33 protein-coding genes are annotated in these 20,288 nt (G+C 48.0%); 27 read left to right on the top strand and 6 right to left on the bottom strand.

Annotation, left to right across the window (positions count from 1 at the left end; all coding sequences use genetic code 11):
• Window positions 1-8 precede the first annotated feature (8 nt).
• The 10 genes from rplD to DEU29_RS06895 all read left to right on the top strand — a co-directional run bounded on the left by rplD (window position 9) and on the right by DEU29_RS06895 (window position 5,546).
• Window positions 9-614, top strand: coding sequence for a 50S ribosomal protein L4 (gene rplD, locus DEU29_RS06940; RefSeq protein WP_133539529.1), 606 nt, complete (start codon window positions 9-11; stop codon window positions 612-614).
• Complete coding sequence (rplW, locus tag DEU29_RS06935; protein WP_105306961.1) at window positions 611-913, top strand: 50S ribosomal protein L23; 303 nt, start codon at window positions 611-613, stop codon at window positions 911-913. Before rplD ends, rplW begins: the two co-directional genes overlap by 4 nt.
• A 14-nt stretch (window positions 914-927) precedes the next feature.
• The gene (rplB, locus tag DEU29_RS06930) at window positions 928-1,752 is read left to right on the top strand and encodes a 50S ribosomal protein L2 (RefSeq protein ID WP_133539528.1); all 825 of its coding nucleotides are present in this window, start codon (window positions 928-930) and stop codon (window positions 1,750-1,752) included.
• A gap of 16 nt (window positions 1,753-1,768) precedes the next feature.
• Window positions 1,769-2,047, top strand: a complete 279-nt coding sequence (rpsS, locus tag DEU29_RS06925) for a 30S ribosomal protein S19 (protein WP_133539527.1) — start codon at window positions 1,769-1,771, stop codon at window positions 2,045-2,047.
• Window positions 2,048-2,060: 13 nt separating this feature from the next.
• Window positions 2,061-2,393: a 50S ribosomal protein L22 gene (gene rplV / locus DEU29_RS06920; protein WP_053954203.1), complete on the top strand. Its 333-nt coding sequence runs from the start codon at window positions 2,061-2,063 to the stop codon at window positions 2,391-2,393.
• 10 nt (window positions 2,394-2,403) lie between these two features.
• Entirely contained in the window at window positions 2,404-3,084 is a 681-nt protein-coding gene (gene rpsC, locus DEU29_RS06915; RefSeq protein WP_133539526.1) for a 30S ribosomal protein S3, read from the top strand.
• 12 nt (window positions 3,085-3,096) lie between these two features.
• A complete protein-coding gene (gene rplP, locus DEU29_RS06910) occupies window positions 3,097-3,510 on the top strand; it encodes a 50S ribosomal protein L16 (protein WP_105306958.1) in 414 nt (137 codons plus the stop codon).
• A complete protein-coding gene (gene rpmC / locus DEU29_RS06905; protein WP_126785670.1) occupies window positions 3,510-3,701 on the top strand; it encodes a 50S ribosomal protein L29 in 192 nt (63 codons plus the stop codon). Before rplP ends, rpmC begins: the two co-directional genes overlap by 1 nt.
• Complete coding sequence (gene rpsQ, locus DEU29_RS06900) at window positions 3,701-3,964, top strand: 30S ribosomal protein S17 (protein ID WP_133539525.1); 264 nt, start codon at window positions 3,701-3,703, stop codon at window positions 3,962-3,964. The genes rpmC and rpsQ overlap by 1 nt, the downstream gene beginning before the upstream one ends.
• Before the next feature lie 160 nt (window positions 3,965-4,124).
• Complete coding sequence (locus DEU29_RS06895) at window positions 4,125-5,546, top strand: carbohydrate porin (RefSeq protein ID WP_133539524.1); 1,422 nt, start codon at window positions 4,125-4,127, stop codon at window positions 5,544-5,546.
• Window positions 5,547-5,578: 32 nt separating this feature from the next.
• Here DEU29_RS06895 and DEU29_RS06890 read toward each other — a convergent pair whose 3' ends face one another.
• Genes DEU29_RS06890 through DEU29_RS06865 form a run of 6 tightly spaced genes read right to left on the bottom strand, consistent with a single transcriptional unit; the run spans window position 5,579 to window position 11,362 of the window.
• Complete coding sequence (locus tag DEU29_RS06890) at window positions 5,579-5,953, bottom strand: Na+/H+ antiporter subunit G (protein ID WP_133539523.1); 375 nt, start codon at window positions 5,951-5,953, stop codon at window positions 5,579-5,581.
• Window positions 5,954-5,964: 11 nt separating this feature from the next.
• Window positions 5,965-6,234, bottom strand: coding sequence for a K+/H+ antiporter subunit F (locus DEU29_RS06885; protein ID WP_133539522.1), 270 nt, complete (start codon window positions 6,232-6,234; stop codon window positions 5,965-5,967).
• On the bottom strand, window positions 6,228-6,716 hold the full coding sequence (locus tag DEU29_RS06880; RefSeq protein WP_133539521.1) for a Na+/H+ antiporter subunit E: 489 nt from the start codon (window positions 6,714-6,716) through the stop codon (window positions 6,228-6,230). Before DEU29_RS06880 ends, DEU29_RS06885 begins: the two co-directional genes overlap by 7 nt.
• Window positions 6,709-8,232, bottom strand: a complete 1,524-nt coding sequence (locus DEU29_RS06875) for a monovalent cation/H+ antiporter subunit D (RefSeq protein ID WP_133539520.1) — start codon at window positions 8,230-8,232, stop codon at window positions 6,709-6,711. Before DEU29_RS06875 ends, DEU29_RS06880 begins: the two co-directional genes overlap by 8 nt.
• Window positions 8,232-8,573 (bottom strand): Na+/H+ antiporter subunit C, encoded by a 342-nt coding sequence (locus DEU29_RS06870; protein WP_133539519.1) that lies wholly within the window; start codon window positions 8,571-8,573, stop codon window positions 8,232-8,234. Before DEU29_RS06870 ends, DEU29_RS06875 begins: the two co-directional genes overlap by 1 nt.
• Window positions 8,573-11,362, bottom strand: a complete 2,790-nt coding sequence (locus DEU29_RS06865; protein WP_133539518.1) for a monovalent cation/H+ antiporter subunit A — start codon at window positions 11,360-11,362, stop codon at window positions 8,573-8,575. Before DEU29_RS06865 ends, DEU29_RS06870 begins: the two co-directional genes overlap by 1 nt.
• A 296-nt stretch (window positions 11,363-11,658) precedes the next feature.
• On the opposite strand from DEU29_RS06865, the gene rplN reads away from it, so the two are divergent.
• The 17 genes from rplN (at window position 11,659) to rplQ (ending at window position 20,152) form a co-directional block, all read left to right on the top strand.
• Window positions 11,659-12,027, top strand: coding sequence for a 50S ribosomal protein L14 (rplN, locus tag DEU29_RS06860; RefSeq protein WP_006956444.1), 369 nt, complete (start codon window positions 11,659-11,661; stop codon window positions 12,025-12,027).
• Between the two features lie 10 nt (window positions 12,028-12,037).
• A complete protein-coding gene (rplX, locus tag DEU29_RS06855; RefSeq protein WP_133539517.1) occupies window positions 12,038-12,352 on the top strand; it encodes a 50S ribosomal protein L24 in 315 nt (104 codons plus the stop codon).
• 20 nt (window positions 12,353-12,372) lie between these two features.
• Window positions 12,373-12,912, top strand: coding sequence for a 50S ribosomal protein L5 (gene rplE / locus DEU29_RS06850; protein ID WP_133539516.1), 540 nt, complete (start codon window positions 12,373-12,375; stop codon window positions 12,910-12,912).
• 11 nt (window positions 12,913-12,923) lie between these two features.
• Window positions 12,924-13,229: a 30S ribosomal protein S14 gene (gene rpsN / locus DEU29_RS06845; protein ID WP_133539515.1), complete on the top strand. Its 306-nt coding sequence runs from the start codon at window positions 12,924-12,926 to the stop codon at window positions 13,227-13,229.
• 26 nt (window positions 13,230-13,255) lie between these two features.
• Window positions 13,256-13,648, top strand: a complete 393-nt coding sequence (gene rpsH / locus DEU29_RS06840) for a 30S ribosomal protein S8 (protein ID WP_133539514.1) — start codon at window positions 13,256-13,258, stop codon at window positions 13,646-13,648.
• 14 nt (window positions 13,649-13,662) lie between these two features.
• The gene (gene rplF / locus DEU29_RS06835; protein ID WP_133539513.1) at window positions 13,663-14,196 is read left to right on the top strand and encodes a 50S ribosomal protein L6; all 534 of its coding nucleotides are present in this window, start codon (window positions 13,663-13,665) and stop codon (window positions 14,194-14,196) included.
• A 9-nt stretch (window positions 14,197-14,205) separates the two neighbouring features.
• A complete protein-coding gene (rplR, locus tag DEU29_RS06830; protein ID WP_133539512.1) occupies window positions 14,206-14,559 on the top strand; it encodes a 50S ribosomal protein L18 in 354 nt (117 codons plus the stop codon).
• A 9-nt stretch (window positions 14,560-14,568) separates the two neighbouring features.
• Complete coding sequence (gene rpsE / locus DEU29_RS06825) at window positions 14,569-15,069, top strand: 30S ribosomal protein S5 (RefSeq protein ID WP_133539511.1); 501 nt, start codon at window positions 14,569-14,571, stop codon at window positions 15,067-15,069.
• Window positions 15,070-15,075: 6 nt separating this feature from the next.
• Complete coding sequence (gene rpmD, locus DEU29_RS06820) at window positions 15,076-15,258, top strand: 50S ribosomal protein L30 (RefSeq protein ID WP_008488644.1); 183 nt, start codon at window positions 15,076-15,078, stop codon at window positions 15,256-15,258.
• Between the two features lie 3 nt (window positions 15,259-15,261).
• Complete coding sequence (gene rplO / locus DEU29_RS06815; RefSeq protein ID WP_133539641.1) at window positions 15,262-15,696, top strand: 50S ribosomal protein L15; 435 nt, start codon at window positions 15,262-15,264, stop codon at window positions 15,694-15,696.
• Between the two features lie 5 nt (window positions 15,697-15,701).
• Complete coding sequence (gene secY, locus DEU29_RS06810) at window positions 15,702-17,030, top strand: preprotein translocase subunit SecY (protein ID WP_133539510.1); 1,329 nt, start codon at window positions 15,702-15,704, stop codon at window positions 17,028-17,030.
• Window positions 17,031-17,054: 24 nt separating this feature from the next.
• Window positions 17,055-17,168 carry a 50S ribosomal protein L36 gene (gene rpmJ / locus DEU29_RS06805; protein ID WP_006956433.1) on the top strand — a complete coding sequence of 38 codons (114 nt, stop codon included), beginning with the start codon at window positions 17,055-17,057 and terminating at the stop codon, window positions 17,166-17,168.
• Between the two features lie 120 nt (window positions 17,169-17,288).
• Window positions 17,289-17,645, top strand: coding sequence for a 30S ribosomal protein S13 (rpsM, locus tag DEU29_RS06800; protein WP_133539509.1), 357 nt, complete (start codon window positions 17,289-17,291; stop codon window positions 17,643-17,645).
• A gap of 12 nt (window positions 17,646-17,657) precedes the next feature.
• Window positions 17,658-18,047: a 30S ribosomal protein S11 gene (gene rpsK / locus DEU29_RS06795; RefSeq protein WP_133539508.1), complete on the top strand. Its 390-nt coding sequence runs from the start codon at window positions 17,658-17,660 to the stop codon at window positions 18,045-18,047.
• Window positions 18,048-18,075: 28 nt separating this feature from the next.
• Window positions 18,076-18,696: a 30S ribosomal protein S4 gene (gene rpsD / locus DEU29_RS06790; protein ID WP_133539507.1), complete on the top strand. Its 621-nt coding sequence runs from the start codon at window positions 18,076-18,078 to the stop codon at window positions 18,694-18,696.
• 25 nt (window positions 18,697-18,721) lie between these two features.
• Window positions 18,722-19,711, top strand: a complete 990-nt coding sequence (locus DEU29_RS06785) for a DNA-directed RNA polymerase subunit alpha (RefSeq protein ID WP_133539506.1) — start codon at window positions 18,722-18,724, stop codon at window positions 19,709-19,711.
• A gap of 39 nt (window positions 19,712-19,750) precedes the next feature.
• Window positions 19,751-20,152 (top strand): 50S ribosomal protein L17, encoded by a 402-nt coding sequence (gene rplQ / locus DEU29_RS06780; protein WP_133539505.1) that lies wholly within the window; start codon window positions 19,751-19,753, stop codon window positions 20,150-20,152.
• Window positions 20,153-20,288: the final 136 nt, after the last annotated feature.

The following is a 20,288-nucleotide window of genomic DNA, read 5'->3' as shown; positions in this document are numbered from 1 at the left end:
GAATGGTGATGGAATTAACATTGAAAGACGCAAAAGGCGCTCTTGAGGTTTCCGAAGCTACCTTTGGACGTGAGTACAACGAAGCACTTGTCCACCAGGTAGTTGTAGCGTACGCAGCCGGTGCTCGTCAGGGTACAAAAGCACAGAAGACTCGTTCTGAAGTAGCTGGCGGCGGCAAGAAGCCATGGCGTCAAAAAGGCACCGGTCGTGCTCGTGCGGGTACTATCCGCAGTCCGATCTGGCGCTCGGGTGGTGCAACTTTCGCGGCTAAACCGCAAAGTCACGCCCAAAAGGTAAATAAGAAAATGTATCGCGGTGCAATTAAAAGCATCGTGTCTGAATTGATTCGTCAGGATCGTTTAACCGTTGTTGAAAACTTCAGTGTTGAAGCACCGAAGACTAAGCAACTGGTTGAAAAACTGAAAGGTTTGAACCTGAATGACGTTTTGATTGTGACTAAAGACGTGGACGAGAACTTGTTCCTGGCGTCACGCAACTTGCATAAAGTTGATGTACGCGACGTTCAAGGTATCGACCCTGTTAGCTTAATCGCTTTCGAAAACGTCCTGATGACTGCCGACGCAGTCAAGCAGCTTGAGGAGGTGTTATCATGATGCGCGAAGAACGTTTGCTTAATGTGATCCTAGCACCTCACGTTTCGGAAAAAAGCACCATGACGGCTGAAGGCAACAACACGGTTGTTTTCAAGGTCGCAAAAGATGCAACTAAATCCGAAATTAAAGCGGCTGTCGAAAAACTTTTTGAAGTTGAAGTTAAGAACGTACGCACTGTTAACGTGAAGGGTAAAACCAAGCGTACCGGTTTCCGTTTCGGTAAACGTAACGATTGGAAAAAAGCGTATGTAGCCCTGAAAGAGGGTGCTGACATCGACTTCGTTGGCGGCGCTGAGTAACAGGAGGAATAATCATGGCTGTAGTTAAAAGTAAGCCTACGTCTCCGGGTCAACGCCACAAGATTAAAGTCGTTGGTCAGGAACTGTACAAAGGCAAGCCTTACGCACCGTTGCTGGAAAAAATCAGCAAGTCAGGTGGTCGTAACAACAACGGTCGTATTACGGTTCGCCATATCGGCGGCGGTCACAAGCACCACTACCGTATTATCGACTTTAAACGTAATAAAGACGGTATTCCTGGAAAGGTTGAGCGTATCGAATACGATCCAAACCGTTCAGCGAACATCGCTCTGATATTGTACGTAGACGGTGAGCGTCGCTACATGTTGGCTCCTAAGAACTTGAACGTGGGTGACCGCGTACAATCAGGTTCTGATGCGCCAATCAAACCGGGTAACGCATTACCAATGCGTAACATTCCGGTAGGTAGTGTTGTACACGCCATCGAAATGCAACCTGGCAAAGGTGCTCAGTTAGCACGCTCTGCAGGTGCTTACGCACAGATCGTTGCGCGTGACGGTGCTTATGTCACCATCCGCTTACGTTCTGGCGAGATGCGTCGCGTACAGTCTGAAGGTCGTGCAACTATCGGCGAAGTGGGCAATGCTGAGCATATGCTACAACAATTGGGTAAAGCTGGTGCCAAACGTTGGCGCGGTGTTCGTCCTACCGTTCGCGGTGTGGCGATGAACCCGGTTGATCACCCGCACGGTGGTGGTGAAGGCCGTACCTCTGGTGGTCGTCACCCAGTGACACCTTGGGGCACGCCGACCAAGGGCTATAAAACCCGTAAGAACAAGCGTACCGATAAATTCATCGTACGCCGTCGCAACAAATAAGAGTTGAGGATATAACATGCCACGTTCTCTTAAAAAAGGTCCATTTATTGACCTTCACCTGCTAAATAAGGTGGAGAAAGCGTTGGAAGCCGGGGATAAAAAGCCAATTAAAACTTGGTCCCGTCGTTCAATGATTACGCCAGATATGATCGGCTTGACGATTGCTGTACACAATGGTCGTCAGCACGTTCCAGTTTTCGTTTCAGACGAAATGATCGGTCATAAGCTGGGTGAATTCGCACCAACCCGTACTTATCGCGGCCATGCTGCTGATAAGAAAGCGAAGAAACGGTAAGAGGTAGAAAGTGATGGAAGCAATTGCTAAACACCAATTTGCCCGCGTTTCTGCTCAAAAGGGCCGTTTGGTTGCTGACCAAATTCGCGGTTTGCCAGTAGAAAAAGCGCTGGACATCCTTGCGTACAGCCCTAAAGCAGCAGCTGGCTTGATCAAGAAAGTTCTTGAATCAGCTATCGCTAACGCGGAACACAACGAAGGTGCGGACATTGATGAGCTGAAAGTTGCTAAGATCTTCTTAGACGAAGGTCCTACAATGAAGCGTATCAAGCCACGTGCGAAAGGCCGTGCCGATCGTATCTTTAAGCGCACCAGCCACATTACTGTGGTCGTGTCGGATAGCTAGGAGATAAATTATGGGTCAGAAAGTACATCCTAATGGTATTCGCCTAGGTATCTCCAGACCATGGAATGCAACCTGGTATGCGAATACAAACGAATTCGCTGATAACCTGCACAGTGATCATCAGGTACGTAAGTTCCTGACTAAAGAACTGCGCAATGCATCAGTGTCTCGTATCGTTATCGAGCGTCCTGCGAAAAGTGTTCGTGTGACTATTCACACTGCACGTCCAGGTGTTGTTATCGGTAAAAAAGGCGAAGACGTAGAAAAGCTGCGCAAGCAGGTTCAGAAATTGACTGGCGCGCCGTCGCAAATCAATATTTCTGAAGTACGTAAGCCTGAGCTGGATTCTCAGCTTGTTGCTGACAACATCTCGGGTCAGTTGGAGCGTCGTGTGATGTTCCGTCGTGCGATGAAACGTGCTGTTCAAAACGCTATTCGTCTTGGTGCCAAGGGTATCAAGGTAGAAGTTAGCGGCCGTTTGGGCGGTGCTGAAATCGCACGTACAGAGTGGTATCGTGAAGGTCGTGTACCTTTGCACACACTGCGTGCAGACATCGATTACTCGACGTCAGAAGCGAACACCACTTACGGTATCATCGGTGTTAAGGTCTGGATTTTCCGTGGCGAAGTTCTTGGTGGCTTGCCAACAGAAGAAAAACCAGCTCCTAAGCGCGGCAAAAACCGTAAGTAAGGAGAGACGATAATGTTACAACCTAAGCGTACTAAATTCCGTAAGGTTCACACAGGCCGTAACCGTGGTCTGGCGCAGTCTGGTAACAAAGTCAGCTTCGGAACCTTTGGTTTAAAAGCGACTGACCGTGGTCGTATGACCGCGCGTCAAATCGAAGCCGGCCGTCGTGCAATGACTCGTCACGTTAAGCGTCAAGGTAAAATCTGGATCCGTGTATTCCCAGACAAACCAATTACCAAAAAGCCTTTAGAAGTTCGTATGGGTAAAGGTAAAGGTAACGTCGAATACTGGGTTGCTCAGATTCAGCCAGGTCGCGTACTGTACGAAATGGACGGTGTTTCTGAAGAACTGGCACGTGAAGCGTTCCGCCTTGCGGCTCGTAAGTTGCCATTCAAAACCACTTTTGTGACTCGGACGGTAATGTGATGAAAGCAAGTGAACTGAAAGAAAAAACCGTTGAGCAGCTGCAAGAAGAATTGCTGAACTTGCGTCGTGAGCAGTTTAATCTGCGCATGCAAGCGGCAACTGGTCAGCTGAATCAGACTCACATGATGAAGCAAGTACGTCGCGATATCGCGCGTATTAAAACCATCTTGAACGATAAGGCAGGTGCGTAATGTCTCAAGATAAACGTATTCGTACACTGCAAGGCAAAGTTGTCAGCGATAAGATGGATAAGACCATCACTGTAGCTGTAGAGCGCCGTGTTAAGCACCCGGTCTACGGTAAATACATCTCGCGTACAACTAAAGTACACGCACACGACGAAGACAATCAGTGCAAAATGGGCGATATCGTGATTGTTCGCGAATCACGTCCATTGTCTAAGAATAAGTCTTGGACACTGGTTGAAGTTGTTGAGCAAGCTACTGTTGTCTAAACGCAGATAACGACTAAATAACAAAAAGGCCTCCTTGCGGAGGCCTTTTTTTTGATCTAAATAATATAAATATCGGTATTAGTCAGCGAGTTATACTAAAATTTCGAAGTAAGCGATTGTTATAATGGTCGCTACGTCTCGCCAAACTAAGGAGCTATTTATGGCAAAAGGATGGATACTCGCAGCGTCGGTGTTCGCTGCATCCCCAATTCTCGCCTCTGCGGCGCCGCAAGATGATCAAAGCGTGCAAACCCAGATCGAGATGCTAAAACAGAAACTTGCTGAACTTGAGCAGCGCCTAGCAGAGCAAGAAGCGCAGAAGGAAAAAATGCAGGAGCGTCATGAGCAAATGGTGACGCGCAAAGAATATAAACAAACGGATAGCAAACAACGTCAGTCAATACGCGAAAACAGCGCTGACTCCGGTGTTCAGGCTCGTTTGGCGAAACTTGAAGACAAAACTGAAGAAAATGAGAACTGGCCAATAAAGGTGCACGGTGCGGTACGTTTTCAGTATGAGTACAATAACTACAACCAAGGTAACGAAAATCGCACGGGTGACCTGGACTTCGATATCTTCCGTCTTAACTTTGACGGCGAAATTGGCGACGTGATCCTGTCAGCTGAGTATCGTTGGTTCCATTATATGGATTCGGTTAAACATGCTTGGTTCGGCTATAACTTCACTGAAAATTGGCAGGGCCAGGTAGGTGTGGTCAAAGTACCCTTTGGTAACTTGCCATACAACTCACACAGCTACTTCTTTAACTCGACCTTTTATGTTGGTTTAGAAGATGAACACGACAACGGTATTCGCTTACTCTATCGCGACGACGACTGGCAGTTTGACATTGCTTACCATAAGTCGGACGAACAGGGGGGTGTAGACGGGTCAACCAGCGATCGCACCGCGCGTTATAACTACGACAGCGTTGGTATACGGCTACCAGGTCAGGGTGCTTATGACACGCCGGGTCTTGCTATCGGTGAGAGCAACAGCTATGCCGTTCGGGGTGCACGGGTATTCCACTTCACCGATGACCACAACCTGGAAGTTGGTTTGTCAGCGCAGGGCAATAATTTCTATTCCGGTACTGCCGCAGAGGGATTTGAAGCATACTCGCAATACAATGATCAGAACGTAGGCAACCGTTTTGCATGGGGCGCACACGCGAACTACAACAACGGTCCGTGGAACGTTCAATTACAGTATGCTGATTACGAGTATGACCTGGAAGTAGAAAACCGCGGTGTGTATATGGGGGCTTATGCCTACTATGACGCAATTCCGACCGAGGCGAAAATATACACCGGTAACGTTGCTTACACGCTACCTACCGATATCGGTCCAATTACCAGTTTAACCTTCTACAATGACCACAGTATCATTACCGACAAAGCCGGCTATCAGGACGACACCTGGATGAATGTTCTCGGTGTAGCCGTAGCTGCAGGTGGCGGGTTTTATACCTATGTCGATTACGTGAGAGCGAAAAACCAGCCGTTTATTGGCGGTAACATTGCTACTGATGGTGGTGAGGTTAATGACCGCTTTAACATTAACTTCGGTTACTACTTCTAAAGCAACTCAACTACGTTAAAAAAAGCCGACATTTAGTCGGCTTTTTCGTGTTCGTAGGCGTCACCCTTTTGACGATAATCCCGGGTACGAGAGAACATCTTCAGCTCGGTATGTAGCGCTGCTTTTGCCATGATGTGTGCACTAATGGGTGCCGTAAGGAATAAAAATATGGCAATAAGAAGTTCACTTAGGGTGACGGAGCCTTGCACCGATGTTGCGATAATCGATGCAATAACGATACCGCCGATACCCAGCGTGGTGTTTTTTGTCGGCGCATGTAAACGGGTAAAAAAATCAGGTAAAAGCGCCAAGCCCAGCGAACCGATAAAGGCAAACACAGATCCTAACAGGATAAAAAAGCCAATAAGCCATTGGCTCCACACGGGTAGTGCATTAAGCGTTTCCATAATTAACTTCCTTACTCGATGAGGTCGCCACGTAACAAGAACTTACCGGCAGCAATGGTGCCAACGAAACCAAACATTGCAATCAGCAATGCGGCCTCAAAGTAAGTTTGTGTATTTTGGAACATGCCCAGTAGTAAAAGCAGTGCCAGCGAATTGATATAAATAGTATCCAATGCCAGTATCCGGTCGGGCAAATCGGGCCCCTTAACCAGCCGCCAAAGGTTCATTAATATCGATAGGCTGAACAACAAAAATGCAATTTGCAAAATAGTACCTAGCATTCAAATATCTCCTTTAGACGGCGCTCGTATCGGTGACGGATCGTATTGATCACTTGCTCTGGATCGTCTTCCGAAAACGCATGGATCAGAATGCCCTTCCTGCCTCGTGTTATTTCACAAGATACTGTACCTGGTGTGAGGGTTATAGTACTGGCAAGGATGGTAACCGGCAGTTCTTCTTTCATGTCTAACGGGTAAACAAAAAAGGCCGGCTTGATGCTTTTGCGACTACCTAAAATAAGGGCTGCGACTTTAAAGTTGGCGACAACGATATCAAACAGCAAGATAAAGAAGTAAATTACGGCTAAATGCGGTTTTTTAACCTCTGCAAAATGAGGCCAGGCCGGACGTAACAGTATCGGTATTAACAAAGAGAAGACTACGCCCAATAGCACTACACCGGCGCTGAGAGAGTTAAATAACAACAACCATATCAGTAATAAGAATGCGCTGAGTAGTGGGGCGGGCATCAGCTTATTCATGTTCACCTCCCGCGCGTTTTAACACATGAACCGGATAACTATCGACGTCAGTTAACTGATCAGCAACCGCATCGGTATATTGACGGATAGGGTTGGCAAAAATACTGATTAATAAGGTCAGTGATAATAACGAAGCCAGTGCTATTCGTTTACCCAGTGGCGCCGACTGCTCAGATGCTTTGCCGGATAGGGTATGCCAAATCATTTTGCTGCCCGCACGCGTGACTGCTACCAGCATGACGAAAGTAGCGCCGATAATCGCGCCCCAAAGCCAGAAGTTATGGCCATTGGCAGCAGCGGATTCAAGTATCATCAATTTAGATACGAACCCTGAGAGTGGTGGTAGCCCAATAATGGCAATCGCGCCGATCAAAAAGAATGTCGCATAGGTCGAATGGTTTGCCATTTTCTTACCCGAGACAATACGGGAGGCTGTCTTACCCCGTTCAAAGGCCATCAGGTCGGCGAGTAAAAACAGTGCTGCCGTAATAAAAGTGGAATGAATCAGATAAAATAGCGTGGCGCCGGTAGTGGCTGCTGATGACAGACTGAAGGCCGCCACCAGCGTGCCCACCGAGATAACGACTAAATAAGCCACCATCAGTCGTAGATCGCGCGCTGCAAGTATACCGATAGCACCGGCAACTAATGTTAACAAGCCCATAATCCATAGCCAGTCATGAGCAACCAACGCTAACTCATTAGCGTCAGCGCCAAATATTAGCGAGTAAACGCGGATAATTGAGTACACGCCAACCTTTGTCATGATGGCGAATAATGCCGCGACCACGCCGGTGGTTGTTGAGTATGCCTGCGGTAACCAAAAATGCAGTGGCAGTATTGCGGCTTTCAGGCCGAAGACAATTAGCAGCATTAACGAGCCCGCTTTAGCTAACATTGCCTGGTCGCCGGTCAGTGACTGAATTTTCACCGCCATATCTGCCATATTGAGTGTGCCGGTTACGCCGTAGAGTACTCCGATGCTAATTAAAAATAGTGCTGAACCTAATAGATTAAGTAGCACATAATGCAGCGTTGCGCGCACGCGGAATTTACCGCCACCATGCATCATCAAGGCATACGACGAAATAAGTAATACCTCGAAGAACACGAACAGGTTGAAGATATCGCCAGTGGCAAAGGCACCCATGATGCCCATAATCTGGAATTGATAAAGCGCCTGAAAGTGCGACCCGAGGTTATCTTCTGCGTAACAACCATAAATCAATACTGGTAGAGCTAACACTGCGGTTATCAGCATCATTAGCGCGCTGAGACGGTCTACCATCAGTACGATGCCAAAGGGAGCATCCCAGTTGCCCAATAAGTACACCAGCATATCTTGTTGCTGCACTTCGACTAACAGTGCAACCGCAGCAATTAGCGTTAAAATACTGGCCAATAGGCCGATGGCACGGCGCTTAGGCTGCGGTCGGTTGCCCCAGGGTAATAACTGCAATAATGCAGCAAATAGCGGAATCAGAATGGGTAATATAGCAAGGTGTTGTTGCAACATCAGCGTTTACCCTCCGATGAACTATCTGAATCACTGACTTCGTCGGTGCCGACTTCGCCACGGGTGCGCACGGCAAGAATAATCGAGTACGCCGTCATCGCAAAACCGATAACTATAGCCGTTAACACCAATGCCTGAGGCAGCGGATCGGCGTAGCTGTCTTGCGTTCCGAGTATGGGCGCGCCATCGATAGTCAGGCGTCCGGTCGAAAACAGAAACAGATTAACTGCATAAGAAAGCATAGTAATACCCACCACAACCGGGAATGAACGGCCACGGAGAATTAAAAAGATGCTACACGCGGTCAATATACCGACAGTGACTGAATAGAGTGTTTCCATTAATTGCCCTCGTACGTTGGACGGTGGCGAGTGGTCATCTTGCCAAAGTTACTGAGAATCATCATGGTCGCGCCGATAACGGTTAGGAACACACCGAGATCAAAGAGTAGCGCGGTCGCGAACTCCCACTTCCCAACCACGGGCCATTTTAGGTAAGTGAACCAACTGGTTAAAAATGGCTTGCTAAATAGCCAGCTACCCAGGCCGGTCAGCGCGGCAATCATCACCCCAATGGACATTAACGACTGGTAGTTAACGTTAAAGCGCCCTTTAACCCAGTCGACGCCATTGGCGATGTATTGCAAGATCATAGCGGAGGCGGCGATAAGCCCGGCGATAAAGCCCCCGCCTGGTAAGTTATGGCCGCGTAAGAAAATATAAACCGCAACCATCATTGCCATCGGTAATACCAAATTAGCCACGTTAGTTAGCATTAACGGGTGTTTAATGCGGTGCCATGGACGCCCGTCAACATCGCTGGATGGCATAAACGGCTTCAGTTTATTCAGCAGTTTATGAATACCCGCAGCGGCAATCGCCAACACAGTGATCTCGCCGAGCGTGTCAAAGCCACGAAAGTCGACCAGTATGACGTTGACCACGTTGGTGCCACCACCGCCGATTTTGGCATTGGCAATAAAGAAGTCAGAGATGGACTCGGCGGGTGAGGTTAAAATGGCAAAGTTGAGGGTTGCCACGATCCCACCTATAAAGCTGGCAATAATAATATCCCGGAATACCCGATGCCCGCTCGATGCCCGCGCAGTTTTTTGTGGCATAAAGAAGAGTGCCAAAATCATCAAAACAATACTGACGACCTCGACCACTAACTGTGTCATGGCCAAATCAGGAGCTGAGAAATGAGCAAACGCTAGCGATACCATCAGGCCAACGACAGACAGCATCATCAACATCACAAACCGGTTACGGTGTAGGGTTGCGGTCGCAAATGCGGCAGCAATTAGTACGATGGCGCCAACCATCGATACGACATCAATAGGTTGCTGTGGTTTTCCGCCGGTAATGGCACTAAGGTCAATTAATGACGGCAACATGATGACGATAACGCTGATCAGCACAAAAGCGACGTAACGTTGCAGGGAGCCAGTATCAAGCCGATCAAACAACTGTGCTGCGCGGTCGCTGATGCGTTGTACGATACGTTCGAAATTATGTTTTGCATCCTGGCCATCAAACTGTCGGTTAAAGGTAAATAATTGATCCCGCGCGGCATAAATTAAGATGCCGGCAACGACCGCGACAAAACTCATCAGTAGCGGTAAATTAAAACCGTGCCACAAGGACAACTTAACCGTTGTACTGGCATTGGTTACCGAGCTGGCTGCGACGTCTAATATGCCGGACACCATGGTCATGGGCGCGAGACCAATGGCTATACACATAATAGCCAGAATAGCGACGGGTGCCGACATCATGCGTGGCGGGTCGTGAGGCTTCTTCGGTAATTCTTTATAGTCGCCATTAAAAAATACGTCATGAATAAAGCGAATCGAATACGCCACCGATAGTGCCGCGCCAACGGTAGCCAAAATAGGCACAAACCATGACAAACCACCAAACAAGTGTTGCTGCACAGCCTGATCCAGGAACAACTCTTTAGACATAAAGCCGTTAAATGGCGGTATCCCAGCCATTGAGGCGGCGACAACCATAGCCAGTGTCGCGGTCAAGGGCATTAATCCCATTAGTCCCTGTAGCTTGCGCATGTCACGTGTGCCGCTCTCGTGGTCAATGATACCTGCGGTCATAAACAACGCGGCTTTAAAACAGGCATGGTTAATAATGTGGAACAGCGCGGCAACAATGGCTCCCTCTGTACCGATGCCAAGCAACATACAAATTAAGCCCAGATGACTAACAGTCGAGAAAGCTAGTAACCCTTTTAGGTCGTGCTTTAGTAGCGCAAAGTAGGCACCCACTAACATGGTTATTAAGCCAACCACAGTAACGATAGTTAGCCACATCTCGGTGCCACCTAAAACCGGATGGAACCGGGCAAGCAGAAAAATACCGGCTTTGACCATGGTAGCTGAGTGCAAGTAAGCACTTACTGGTGTTGGGGCTGCCATGGCATGAGGTAACCAAAACTGGAACGGGAACTGTGCGGATTTGGTAAATGCCCCCAGTAACACCAGTACTAAAGCCGTAGCGTAGTAATCGTGGTTTTTGATGGTATCGGCTGCGGCTAGTACCGCATCAAACTGATAACTACCGGCGATATTGCCAATCAACAATAGCCCGGCCAGTAGCGCTAAACCGCCTGCACCGGTAGTGGCTAATGCCATCCGTGCACCACGGCGTGCATCACTGCTATGGAACCAATAGCCAATTAACAGGAACGACGAAATACTGGTTAGCTCCCAGAAGGCCCACATCAGCAGAATGTTGTCTGCCATGACGATACCCAGCATAGAGGCCATAAACAGCAGCAAACAGGCGTAGAAGCGGCCCTCGTCATCATCACGGGACAAGTAGTAGTGGGCATAACCAATAATGAGCACACCAATTCCAAGGATGAGGCTCACAAACAACAATGACAGTCCATCCAGACGCAAGGCAAAGTTAAGCCCCAGCGCAGGAAGCCACTCGACAAACTGTTTGGGTACATCGCCGGCAAAAGTGGCAGGAGCGTAATTGAGTAATACGGCAATGCAGCTGAGCGGCACCGCCAACGTAATCAATGTTTGTACTGCGCGAGGAGTACGTTTAAACAATAACGGTAGCAACGCTCCGAAAAGCGGCGCCATGATAATAAAGAGTAAATTCATAGGCTCTTTTAATTCCTGTTGCCATTCCCAGTGGTAAAGCTCAGTGATTGATTATTAGGCGCTTTATATGTTTAAATTTGAACGTCTTGAGTACGAATTTACCATCCCAGCGGTTTACTGCCAACTGAATCCGACAGCAAAACCATGTCGTTTCACCGTCAGTTAAGAAAAAAAGTAAGATAGCCCTACCACATCGTATTTTTATCTGTTACAATTCGCCGCCCTTTTTATAAGGGAAAAACCAAAGGCAGCACGACCCGAGAGGGTCTGTTTTTTTAACTAAGCGGGGCACTGAAATGATCCAAATGCAAACTACCCTGGACGTTGCCGATAACTCCGGCGCGCGCAGCGTACAATGTATTAAGGTTCTAGGTGGTTCGCACCGCCGTTACGCAAACATCGGCGATATCATCAAAGTTACTGTCAAGGAAGCAATTCCGCGCGGTAAGGTGAAGAAAGGTGATGTTGTTAATGCGGTGGTCGTTCGCACCAGAAAAGGCGTCCGTCGTCAAGACGGGTCGGTCATCCGTTTTGACCGCAACGCGGCTGTGTTGTTAAACAACAACCAACAGCCCATTGGTACTCGTATCTTCGGGCCGGTAACTCGTGAGCTGCGTTCAGAGCAGTTTATGAAAATTATCTCGCTGGCACCAGAAGTTCTATAAGGAGTCCATTATGGCGGCAAAAATTAGACGTGATGACGAAGTAGTCGTCCTGGCAGGTAAGGACAAGGGCAAGCAAGGCAAAGTTCTTAAAGTTCTTACCGATAAAGATCGCGTGATCGTAGAAGGCGTCAACGTTGTCAAGAAGCACCAAAAGCCAAATCCGGCACTTGGTGAATCTGGCGGCATCGTTGAAACAGAAGCGCCTATCCACGTATCGAACGTAGCGATCCTTAACCCAGAGACAGGTAAAGCAGATCGTGTTGGATTTCGTACTGAAGACGGCAAAAAAGTCCGTTTCTTCAAGTCGAACAACGCAATCATTTAATTCAATTTTGGAGTTTTACGATGGCGAAACTGCATGATTTTTACAAAGAATCGGTAGTTCCTGAACTAGTTAAAGAGTTCAGCTACAACAGCGTCATGCAAGTCCCTCGGATTGAGAAAATCACCCTGAATATGGGTGTTGGTGAAGCTCTGGCTGACAAAAAAGTACTTGATAACGCAGTTGCGGACCTCGAGGCCATTTCTGGTCAAAAGGTAATCCGTACTGTTGCACGCAAGTCTGTCGCCGGTTTCAAAATCCGTGAAGGCTTCCCGATTGGCTGTAAAGTAACTCTGCGCGGCGAGCGCATGTGGGACTTTTTGCAACGTTTAATCTCGATTGCAATCCCACGTATCCGTGACTTCCGTGGCCTCAACCCTAAATCGTTTGACGGTCGTGGTAACTACAGCATGGGTGTTCGTGAGCAGATCATCTTTCCGGAAATCGACTATGACAAAGTCGACAAGGTACGTGGTCTGGATATCACCATTACCACAAATGCTGGCACAGATGACGAAGCTCGTGCTTTGCTAGCTGCCTTTAACTTCCCGTTCAGAAAGTAAGGTGTAGAGTTATGGCAAAACAGTCAATGAAAGCGCGTGACGTTAAGCGAGCAAAACTCGCTTCTAAGTACGCAGAAAAACGCAACGCACTGAAAGCGGTCATTAATGACGTAAATGCATCAGACGAAGAGCGTTGGGAAGCAGTTCTTAAATTGCAACAGCTCCCACGTGATGCCAGTCCGACGCGTCAACGTAACCGTTGTCGTATTACTGGTCGTCCTCATGGTTTCCTGCGTAAATTCGGCATGAGCCGTATTAAGGTCCGTGAGATGGCGATGCGCGGTGAAATTCCTGGCTTGAAAAAAGCTAGCTGGTAAGCCACGAATCACGGGAGAAAGCAAATATGAGCATGCAAGATCCAATTGCGGATATGTTCACACGCATTCGCAACGCTCAAGGTGCTAATAAAGTTACAGTGAAAATGCCTTCATCTAAGCAGAAAGTGGCAATTGCCGAAGTGCTTAAACAAGAAGGTTTCATTGTTGGCTTTAACGCCGAGAGTAATGCAAAACCTGAGCTTGAAATCGAATTGAAATATTTCGAAGGCAAGCCAGTAATAGAATCAATCGAGCGCGTTAGTCGCCCTGGTTTGCGCATCTACAAGAAGCGCAACGAGCTGCCTAACGTGATGGGTGGTCTTGGTATCGCTGTTGTTTCAACATCGAAAGGCCTAATGACCGATCGTGCCGCTCGCCAAGCTGGTCTTGGTGGCGAAATCATCGGTTACGTAGCGTAATTAGGAGGTAGGAAATGTCACGTGTTGCTAAAGCACCTATTGAAATTCCTGCTGGCGTTGAAATTGCGCTAAATGGCCAGGAAGTAACAGTTAAAGGTGCTCAAGGCTCACTGAGTCGCGTAGTCAATAATGCCGTTGAATTGGTAAAAGAAGACAACGAACTGCGTACTGTTCCGCGTGATGGCGTTGCTAACGCTACTGCGCAAGCAGGTACTGCGCGTGCATTGTTGCAAAACATGGTGGTTGGAGTAACCAAAGGGTTCGAACGTAAGTTACAACTGATTGGTGTTGGTTACCGTGCGCAAGCGCAAGGTAAAAAACTTAACCTGACGTTGGGCTTTTCACACCCTGTGGAGTTCGAGATTCCTGAAGGAATCACCATTGAAACTCCTTCTCAAACCGAGGTTGTCGTTAAAGGCGCAGATAAGCAGTTAGTTGGTCAAGTTGCCGCTAACATTCGTGCATACCGTAAGCCAGAGCCTTATAAAGGCAAAGGTGTTCGCTATGCAGACGAGCAAGTGCGCCGTAAAGAAGCCAAGAAAAAGTAGGGTAATACGATGGACAAGAAAGCAGCTCGCTTACGTCGTGCTACTCGCGCACGTAAACAAATTAAAGCGTTGGGTGCAAATCGACTGGTTGTACACCGTACACCGCGTCATATTTACGCACAGTTGATCGCCCCAAACGGTTCTGAAGTGCTGGCAGCCGCATCGACGGTTGAAAAGGCAGTTCGCGACCAAGTGAAAGCAACGGGTAACGTTGATGCCGCTAAAGTCGTGGGCAAAATCATCGCTGAGCGTGCGGTAGAAAAGGGCGTTACAAGCGTCACTTTCGATCGCAGTGGTTTTAAATACCACGGCCGCGTTGCTGCATTAGCAGACGCTGCGCGCGAAGCTGGACTTCAGTTCTAGGAGACGAACATGGCAAATGCAGAAGCTCAAAACGGTGAACTGATCGAGAAGTTGATTACGGTCAACCGTGTGGCGAAAGTTGTTAAAGGTGGTCGTATCTTTAGCTTCACCGCACTGACTGTAGTTGGCGATGGCAAAGGTAAAGTCGGTTTCGGTTACGGTAAAGCACGTGAAGTTCCAGCAGCTATTCAAAAAGCTATGGAAAAAGCACGCCGTAACATGGTATCGGTGCAGCTGAAAGGCGAAACTTTGCAACACCCTGTTAAGGGTCGTCACTCAGGTTCACAGGTATACATGCAACCTGCTTCTGAAGGTACAGGTATCATCGCCGGTGGTGCGATGCGTGCAGTACTGGAAGTTGCAGGCGTTCATAACGTGCTGTCAAAAGCATACGGTTCAACCAACCCAATCAACGTGGTTCGTGCAACGATCAAAGCACTGAACGACATGAAGTCGCCGGAGCAAGTTGCGGCGAAGCGTGGATTGCGCGTTGACGAAATACTGGGGTAGTGAACAATGGCGAACAAGACAATCAAAGTAACACAGACGCGTAGCAGCATCGGTCGTTTACCGAAGCATAAAGCTACACTACGTGGCTTAGGTCTCCGCCGCATTGGTCACACAGTAGAGTTGGAAGACACTGCTGCAGTCCGCGGTATGGTGAACCAAGTAAATTACATGGTTAAGGTGGAGGGATAAATGATGGAATTAAATAATCTTTCTCCTGCACCTGGTGCAAAAAGCAGCAAAAAGCGCGTTGGGCGCGGTATTGGATCAGGTCTGGGTAAAACCGGTGGTCGCGGTCACAAAGGGCAGAAATCTCGCTCTGGTGGTTCCGTTAAGCCAGGTTTCGAAGGCGGTCAAATGCCAATCCAGCGTCGTCTGCCAAAATTCGGTTTCACTTCTCGCAAGGCTATGACCACTGCAGAATTGAACCTGGCAGAGATTGCGAAAGTCGAGGGTGATGTTGTTGATTTAGCAACATTGAAAGCTGCTGGTTTAATCCGCAAGAACGTGTTGGCTGCTAAAGTCATCAAGTCTGGCGAAATCAGCCGCAAAGTGACCGTTAATGGTCTAAAAGTCACCAAAGGCGCTCGCGAAGCTATTGAAGCTGCTGGCGGCAAAATCGAAGGATAGAGCTCATGGCTAAACCAGGATTGGAATCAAATCGAGCGCAAGGTGGCACGTCGGAACTCAAGCGTCGCCTGTTGTTTGTATTAGGAGCGATTATCGTTTTCCGAGCGGGCTCCTTTGTGCCTATTCCTGGTATTGATGCCGCAGTTTTAGCTCAGTTGTTCGAACAACAGAAAGATACCATCGTTGCCATGTTTAACATGTTCAGCGGTGGTGCTTTGGAACGTGCGTCGGTATTTGCACTAGGTATCATGCCGTATATCTCGGCCTCGATTATTATGCAGTTGGCAACCGTGGTTCATCCGCGCCTTGCTGAGCTTAAGAAAGAGGGCGAATCTGGGCGACGTAAGATCAACCAGTATACGCGCTGGGGTACCTTAATACTGGCGACTTTCCAATCTGTTGGTATCGCTACCGGTTTACCGAATCTAATGCCGGGTCTTGTTATTGATCCAGGCTTTGGTTTTTACTTTACCGCTGTAGTGAGCTTAGTTACCGGGACAATGTTCCTGATGTGGCTAGGCGAACAGATTACTGAGCGTGGTATTGGTAACGGTATCTCTATCCTGATTTTCGTGGGTATTGTTGCAGGTTTACCATCAGCAATTGGGCAGACGTTTGAGCAAGCACGCCAAGGCGACTTGCACTTACTGCTGCTGTTGTTAATCGGTGTGGTTGTGTTAGCAGTCACTTACTTCGTAGTTTTCGTGGAGCGTGGACAACGTCGTATCGTTGTTAACTATGCAAAACGTCAGCAAGGTCGTAAGGTGTTTGCAGCACAAAGTACACACTTGCCATTGAAAGTTAACATGGCCGGTGTTATTCCGCCGATTTTCGCATCGAGTATTATTTTGTTTCCTGGTACCATTGCGACCTGGTTTGGGTCGGGTGAAGGTACGGTTGCCGATATTTTACAACAAGTATCGATGACTTTATCTCCAGGTCAGCCGCTTTATGTGCTATTATACGCGGCTGCAATTATTTTCTTCTGTTTCTTCTATACCGCGTTGGTATTTAATCCTCGCGAGACGGCAGATAATTTGAAGAAATCCGGCGCTTTCATCCCGGGCATACGCCCAGGTGAACAAACGTCGCGGTACATTGACAAAGTCATGACTCGGTTAACCTTAGCTGGTGCACTGTACATTACCTTTGTCTGTTTGGTTCCTGAGTTTATGATGATTGCATGGAACGTGCAGTTCTACTTCGGCGGTACATCGTTATTGATTATCGTTGTTGTCATCATGGACTTCATGGCACAGGTACAGACTCATATGATGTCTCATCAATATGACTCTGTGCTGAAAAAAGCTAACCTAAAAGGCTACGGCCGCTAAGGTTAGGTAGAACGGAGAGTAGCAATGAAAGTTCGTGCTTCCGTGAAGAAAATCTGTCGTAACTGCAAAATCATTAAGCGCAACGGTGTTGTGCGTGTGATTTGCACTGATGCTAAACATAAGCAACGACAAGGTTGATTCGAAGGAAAGGTGGGTGGCCTAAGGGTCGCCCCCTTTGAAGTGTTTGCAATTCGGCATGCGGTTGAGTATCCTAACGGGCTTTTCAACTGATGCCTACAAATTATAGGAGACGTGTTAGTGGCCCGTATCGCTGGCATTAACGTTCCTGACAATAAACATGCAGTTATTGCTTTAACTGCTATCTACGGTGTTGGCCGTACTCGCTCACAGGCTATCTGTGCAGCAACGGGTATCGCTGAAGACACTAAGATTGGTTCATTGTCAGAAGACAAACTAGACGCGCTTCGTGACGCAGTTGCCAAATATGTAGTAGAAGGTGACTTACGTCGTGAAGTATCAATGAACATTAAACGGTTGATGGATCTCGGATGTTTCCGTGGACTTCGTCATCGTCGCAGCTTACCTCTACGTGGACAGCGCACTAAAACAAATGCGCGCACTCGTAAAGGTCCGCGCAAACCAATTAAGAAATAGGGGGATTGAGTAATGGCTAAGACACCAACTCGCTCTCGCAAGCGCGTTAAAAAGCAAGTCGCCGATGGCATGGCTCACGTTCATGCATCTTTCAACAACACCATTATTACCATTACTGATCGCCAGGGTAACGCACTTTCGTGGGCTACTGCAGGTGGGTCAGGTTTCCGTGGTTCACGGAAGTCAACGCCGTTCGCAGCACAGGTTGCCGCAGAACGCGCAGGTGAAATGGCGAAGGAATACGGACTTAAAAACCTGGAAGTATTTGTGAATGGTCCAGGCCCAGGTCGTGAATCATCGATTCGTGCCCTGAATGCCGTTGGTTACAAAATCACAAATATTACCGATGTGACACCGATTCCTCACAACGGTTGTCGTCCGCCTAAGAAACGTCGCGTTTAAGGCGTGAATCGATAGTTGGAGAAAGATCATGGCAAGATATTTGGGTCCTAAGCTCAAGCTGAGCCGTCGCGAAGGAACAGATTTGTTCCTGAAAAGCGGCGTACGCGCAATCGATTCTAAATGTAAGATCGAAACTGCACCTGGACAACACGGCGCGCGTCGCGGTCGTTTGTCAGATTACGGTGTGCAATTGCGCGAGAAGCAAAAAGTTCGTCGTATGTACGGCGTCCTAGAAAAGCAATTCCGTAACTACTATAAAGAAGCCGCTCGTCTGAAAGGCAATACCGGTGAGAACCTGTTGCAGTTGCTTGAACAGCGTTTGGATAACGTAGTTTATCGCATGGGTTTCGCGTCTACACGCGCTGAAGCTCGCCAACTGGTCAGCCACAAGGCTGTAGTTGTAAACGGTCAAGTTGTTAACATTCCATCATTCAAGGTTCGTCCTGAAGATGTTGTATCAGTACGTGAAAAAGCTAAAAAGCAATCACGTATCGCAGCAGCATTGGAATTGGCTGAGCAGCGTGAAAAGCCAGTTTGGTTAGAAGTAGACAACAGCAAAATGGAAGGTCAGTTCAAACGTCTTCCAGAACGCACTGACTTGTCTGCTGAAATTAACGAACAGTTGATCGTAGAGCTTTACTCTAAGTAAAGCTTAAGCATAGAGAGAGGACACAATGCAGGGTTCTGTTACCGAATTCCTAAAGCCGAGGTTAGTCGACATCGAGCAAGTAAGCCCGACTCATGCCAAGGTGACACTGGAGCCTCTAGAACGTGGCTTTGGTTACACCTTAGGTAATGCGTTACGTCGTATTCTATTGTCGTCAATGCCAGGCTGTGCAGTGACTGAAGTAGAAATCGACGGCGTGCTGCACGAATACAGCAGTAAAGAAGGCGTACAGGAAGACGTCATCGAAATTTTGTTAAACCTGAAAGGGCTGGCTGTCAGCCTCGAGGGCAAAGACGAAGCGACGTTGACCTTGAACAAATCCGGTGCAGGTCCTGTAACCGCAGGCGATTTCCAGCACGATGGTGATGTTGAAATCGTAAATCCTGAACACGTTATCTGTCATCTCACCGGTGATAGTGAATTTAACATGCGTGTTAAAGTGGAACGTGGTCGTGGCTATGTTCCTGCGTCATCTCGTCAGTCTGAAGACGACGATGAACGTCCAATCGGTCGTTTACTGGTAGATGCGTCTTTTAGCCCTGTCGAACGTATCGCATATAGTGTTGATGCGGCTCGTGTAGAGCAACGCACGGATTTGGATAAGCTGGTTATCGATATGGAAACTAACGGCACGTTAGATCCAGAAGAGGCAATTCGCCGAGCGGCAACTATTTTAGCTGAACAGCTAGAAGCCTTTGTCGAGTTGCGCGATATCAGCGAACCTGAAGAGAAAGAAGAGAAACCGGAATTTGATCCGATTCTGCTTCGTCCGGTAGATGACCTTGAGTTAACTGTTCGTTCTGCGAACTGCCTTAAGGCAGAAGCAATTCAGTACATTGGTGACTTAGTACAGCGTACCGAAGTTGAGCTATTAAAAACGCCTAACTTGGGTAAAAAATCGCTGACCGAAATCAAAGACGTATTAGCATCACGTGGCTTGTCTCTGGGTATGCGCCTGGAAAACTGGCCGCCAGCTAGTCTCATTGATAACGACTAAGTTTCCTTTAGTAATTGATTTACTGAGAAGGGTATAGGTATGCGCCATCGTAAGAGTGGTCGTCAACTGAATCGCAATAGCAGCCATCGTCAAGCGATGTTCCGCAATATGGCTGTGTCTTTGGTGCGTCATGAAATTATCAAGACAACGTTACCAAAAGCGAAGGAGTTGCGTCGCGTAGTAGAGCCATTAATCACAATGGCGAAACAAGACAGCGTTGCAAATCGTCGTTTGGCGTTTGCACGCACTCGTGACAAAGAAGTCGTAGGCAAGTTGTTTAATGAACTTGGCCAGCGTTATGAACAACGCCCAGGCGGTTACACTCGTATTATGAAGTGTGGCTTCCGTGCGGGAGATAACGCCCCTATGGCTTACGTCGAGTTAGTCGATAGACCAGAAGTTGAAGAAGTAGAAGTTGTAGAAGAAGCTACAGCTGAATAATCTACTTGTTTAAACTAAACAAAAAAGCCGGCTTATGCCGGCTTTTTTGTTTGCCCAGCGAAGCTGGCAAACCCGCCAGGTTGTAAGAAGCCTGGATCACCCTGACTGAGGGGAAGATAATCCGAATGGCAAGGGC

This window comes from Idiomarina aquatica (assembly GCF_004362895.1).
Lineage (GTDB): Bacteria > Pseudomonadota > Gammaproteobacteria > Enterobacterales > Alteromonadaceae > Idiomarina.
This window is presented reverse-complemented; position numbering and strand designations above follow the sequence as displayed.

Coding starts and splice junctions, on each gene's coding strand:
- DEU29_RS06890 (WP_133539523.1), bottom strand. CDS start 5,953: ATGGAAACGCTTAATGCACTACCCGTGTGGAGCCAATGGCTTATTGGC.
- rplV (WP_053954203.1), top strand. CDS start 2,061: ATGGAAGCAATTGCTAAACACCAATTTGCCCGCGTTTCTGCTCAAAAG.
- secY (WP_133539510.1), top strand. CDS start 15,702: ATGGCTAAACCAGGATTGGAATCAAATCGAGCGCAAGGTGGCACGTCG.
- DEU29_RS06875 (WP_133539520.1), bottom strand. CDS start 8,232: ATGTTGCAACAACACCTTGCTATATTACCCATTCTGATTCCGCTATTT.
- DEU29_RS06895 (WP_133539524.1), top strand. CDS start 4,125: ATGGCAAAAGGATGGATACTCGCAGCGTCGGTGTTCGCTGCATCCCCA.
- rplQ (WP_133539505.1), top strand. CDS start 19,751: ATGCGCCATCGTAAGAGTGGTCGTCAACTGAATCGCAATAGCAGCCAT.
- rpsQ (WP_133539525.1), top strand. CDS start 3,701: ATGTCTCAAGATAAACGTATTCGTACACTGCAAGGCAAAGTTGTCAGC.
- rpsD (WP_133539507.1), top strand. CDS start 18,076: ATGGCAAGATATTTGGGTCCTAAGCTCAAGCTGAGCCGTCGCGAAGGA.
- DEU29_RS06785 (WP_133539506.1), top strand. CDS start 18,722: ATGCAGGGTTCTGTTACCGAATTCCTAAAGCCGAGGTTAGTCGACATC.
- rplR (WP_133539512.1), top strand. CDS start 14,206: ATGGACAAGAAAGCAGCTCGCTTACGTCGTGCTACTCGCGCACGTAAA.
- rplB (WP_133539528.1), top strand. CDS start 928: ATGGCTGTAGTTAAAAGTAAGCCTACGTCTCCGGGTCAACGCCACAAG.
- rplF (WP_133539513.1), top strand. CDS start 13,663: ATGTCACGTGTTGCTAAAGCACCTATTGAAATTCCTGCTGGCGTTGAA.
- DEU29_RS06885 (WP_133539522.1), bottom strand. CDS start 6,234: ATGCTAGGTACTATTTTGCAAATTGCATTTTTGTTGTTCAGCCTATCG.
- rpsH (WP_133539514.1), top strand. CDS start 13,256: ATGAGCATGCAAGATCCAATTGCGGATATGTTCACACGCATTCGCAAC.
- rplN (WP_006956444.1), top strand. CDS start 11,659: ATGATCCAAATGCAAACTACCCTGGACGTTGCCGATAACTCCGGCGCG.
- rplE (WP_133539516.1), top strand. CDS start 12,373: ATGGCGAAACTGCATGATTTTTACAAAGAATCGGTAGTTCCTGAACTA.
- rplW (WP_105306961.1), top strand. CDS start 611: ATGATGCGCGAAGAACGTTTGCTTAATGTGATCCTAGCACCTCACGTT.
- DEU29_RS06870 (WP_133539519.1), bottom strand. CDS start 8,573: ATGGAAACACTCTATTCAGTCACTGTCGGTATATTGACCGCGTGTAGC.
- rpsN (WP_133539515.1), top strand. CDS start 12,924: ATGGCAAAACAGTCAATGAAAGCGCGTGACGTTAAGCGAGCAAAACTC.
- rplO (WP_133539641.1), top strand. CDS start 15,262: ATGGAATTAAATAATCTTTCTCCTGCACCTGGTGCAAAAAGCAGCAAA.
- rplD (WP_133539529.1), top strand. CDS start 9: ATGGAATTAACATTGAAAGACGCAAAAGGCGCTCTTGAGGTTTCCGAA.
- rpsE (WP_133539511.1), top strand. CDS start 14,569: ATGGCAAATGCAGAAGCTCAAAACGGTGAACTGATCGAGAAGTTGATT.
- DEU29_RS06880 (WP_133539521.1), bottom strand. CDS start 6,716: ATGAATAAGCTGATGCCCGCCCCACTACTCAGCGCATTCTTATTACTG.
- rpsK (WP_133539508.1), top strand. CDS start 17,658: ATGGCTAAGACACCAACTCGCTCTCGCAAGCGCGTTAAAAAGCAAGTC.
- rplX (WP_133539517.1), top strand. CDS start 12,038: ATGGCGGCAAAAATTAGACGTGATGACGAAGTAGTCGTCCTGGCAGGT.
- rplP (WP_105306958.1), top strand. CDS start 3,097: ATGTTACAACCTAAGCGTACTAAATTCCGTAAGGTTCACACAGGCCGT.
- rpmC (WP_126785670.1), top strand. CDS start 3,510: ATGAAAGCAAGTGAACTGAAAGAAAAAACCGTTGAGCAGCTGCAAGAA.
- rpsC (WP_133539526.1), top strand. CDS start 2,404: ATGGGTCAGAAAGTACATCCTAATGGTATTCGCCTAGGTATCTCCAGA.
- rpmD (WP_008488644.1), top strand. CDS start 15,076: ATGGCGAACAAGACAATCAAAGTAACACAGACGCGTAGCAGCATCGGT.
- rpsS (WP_133539527.1), top strand. CDS start 1,769: ATGCCACGTTCTCTTAAAAAAGGTCCATTTATTGACCTTCACCTGCTA.
- rpmJ (WP_006956433.1), top strand. CDS start 17,055: ATGAAAGTTCGTGCTTCCGTGAAGAAAATCTGTCGTAACTGCAAAATC.
- DEU29_RS06865 (WP_133539518.1), bottom strand. CDS start 11,362: ATGAATTTACTCTTTATTATCATGGCGCCGCTTTTCGGAGCGTTGCTA.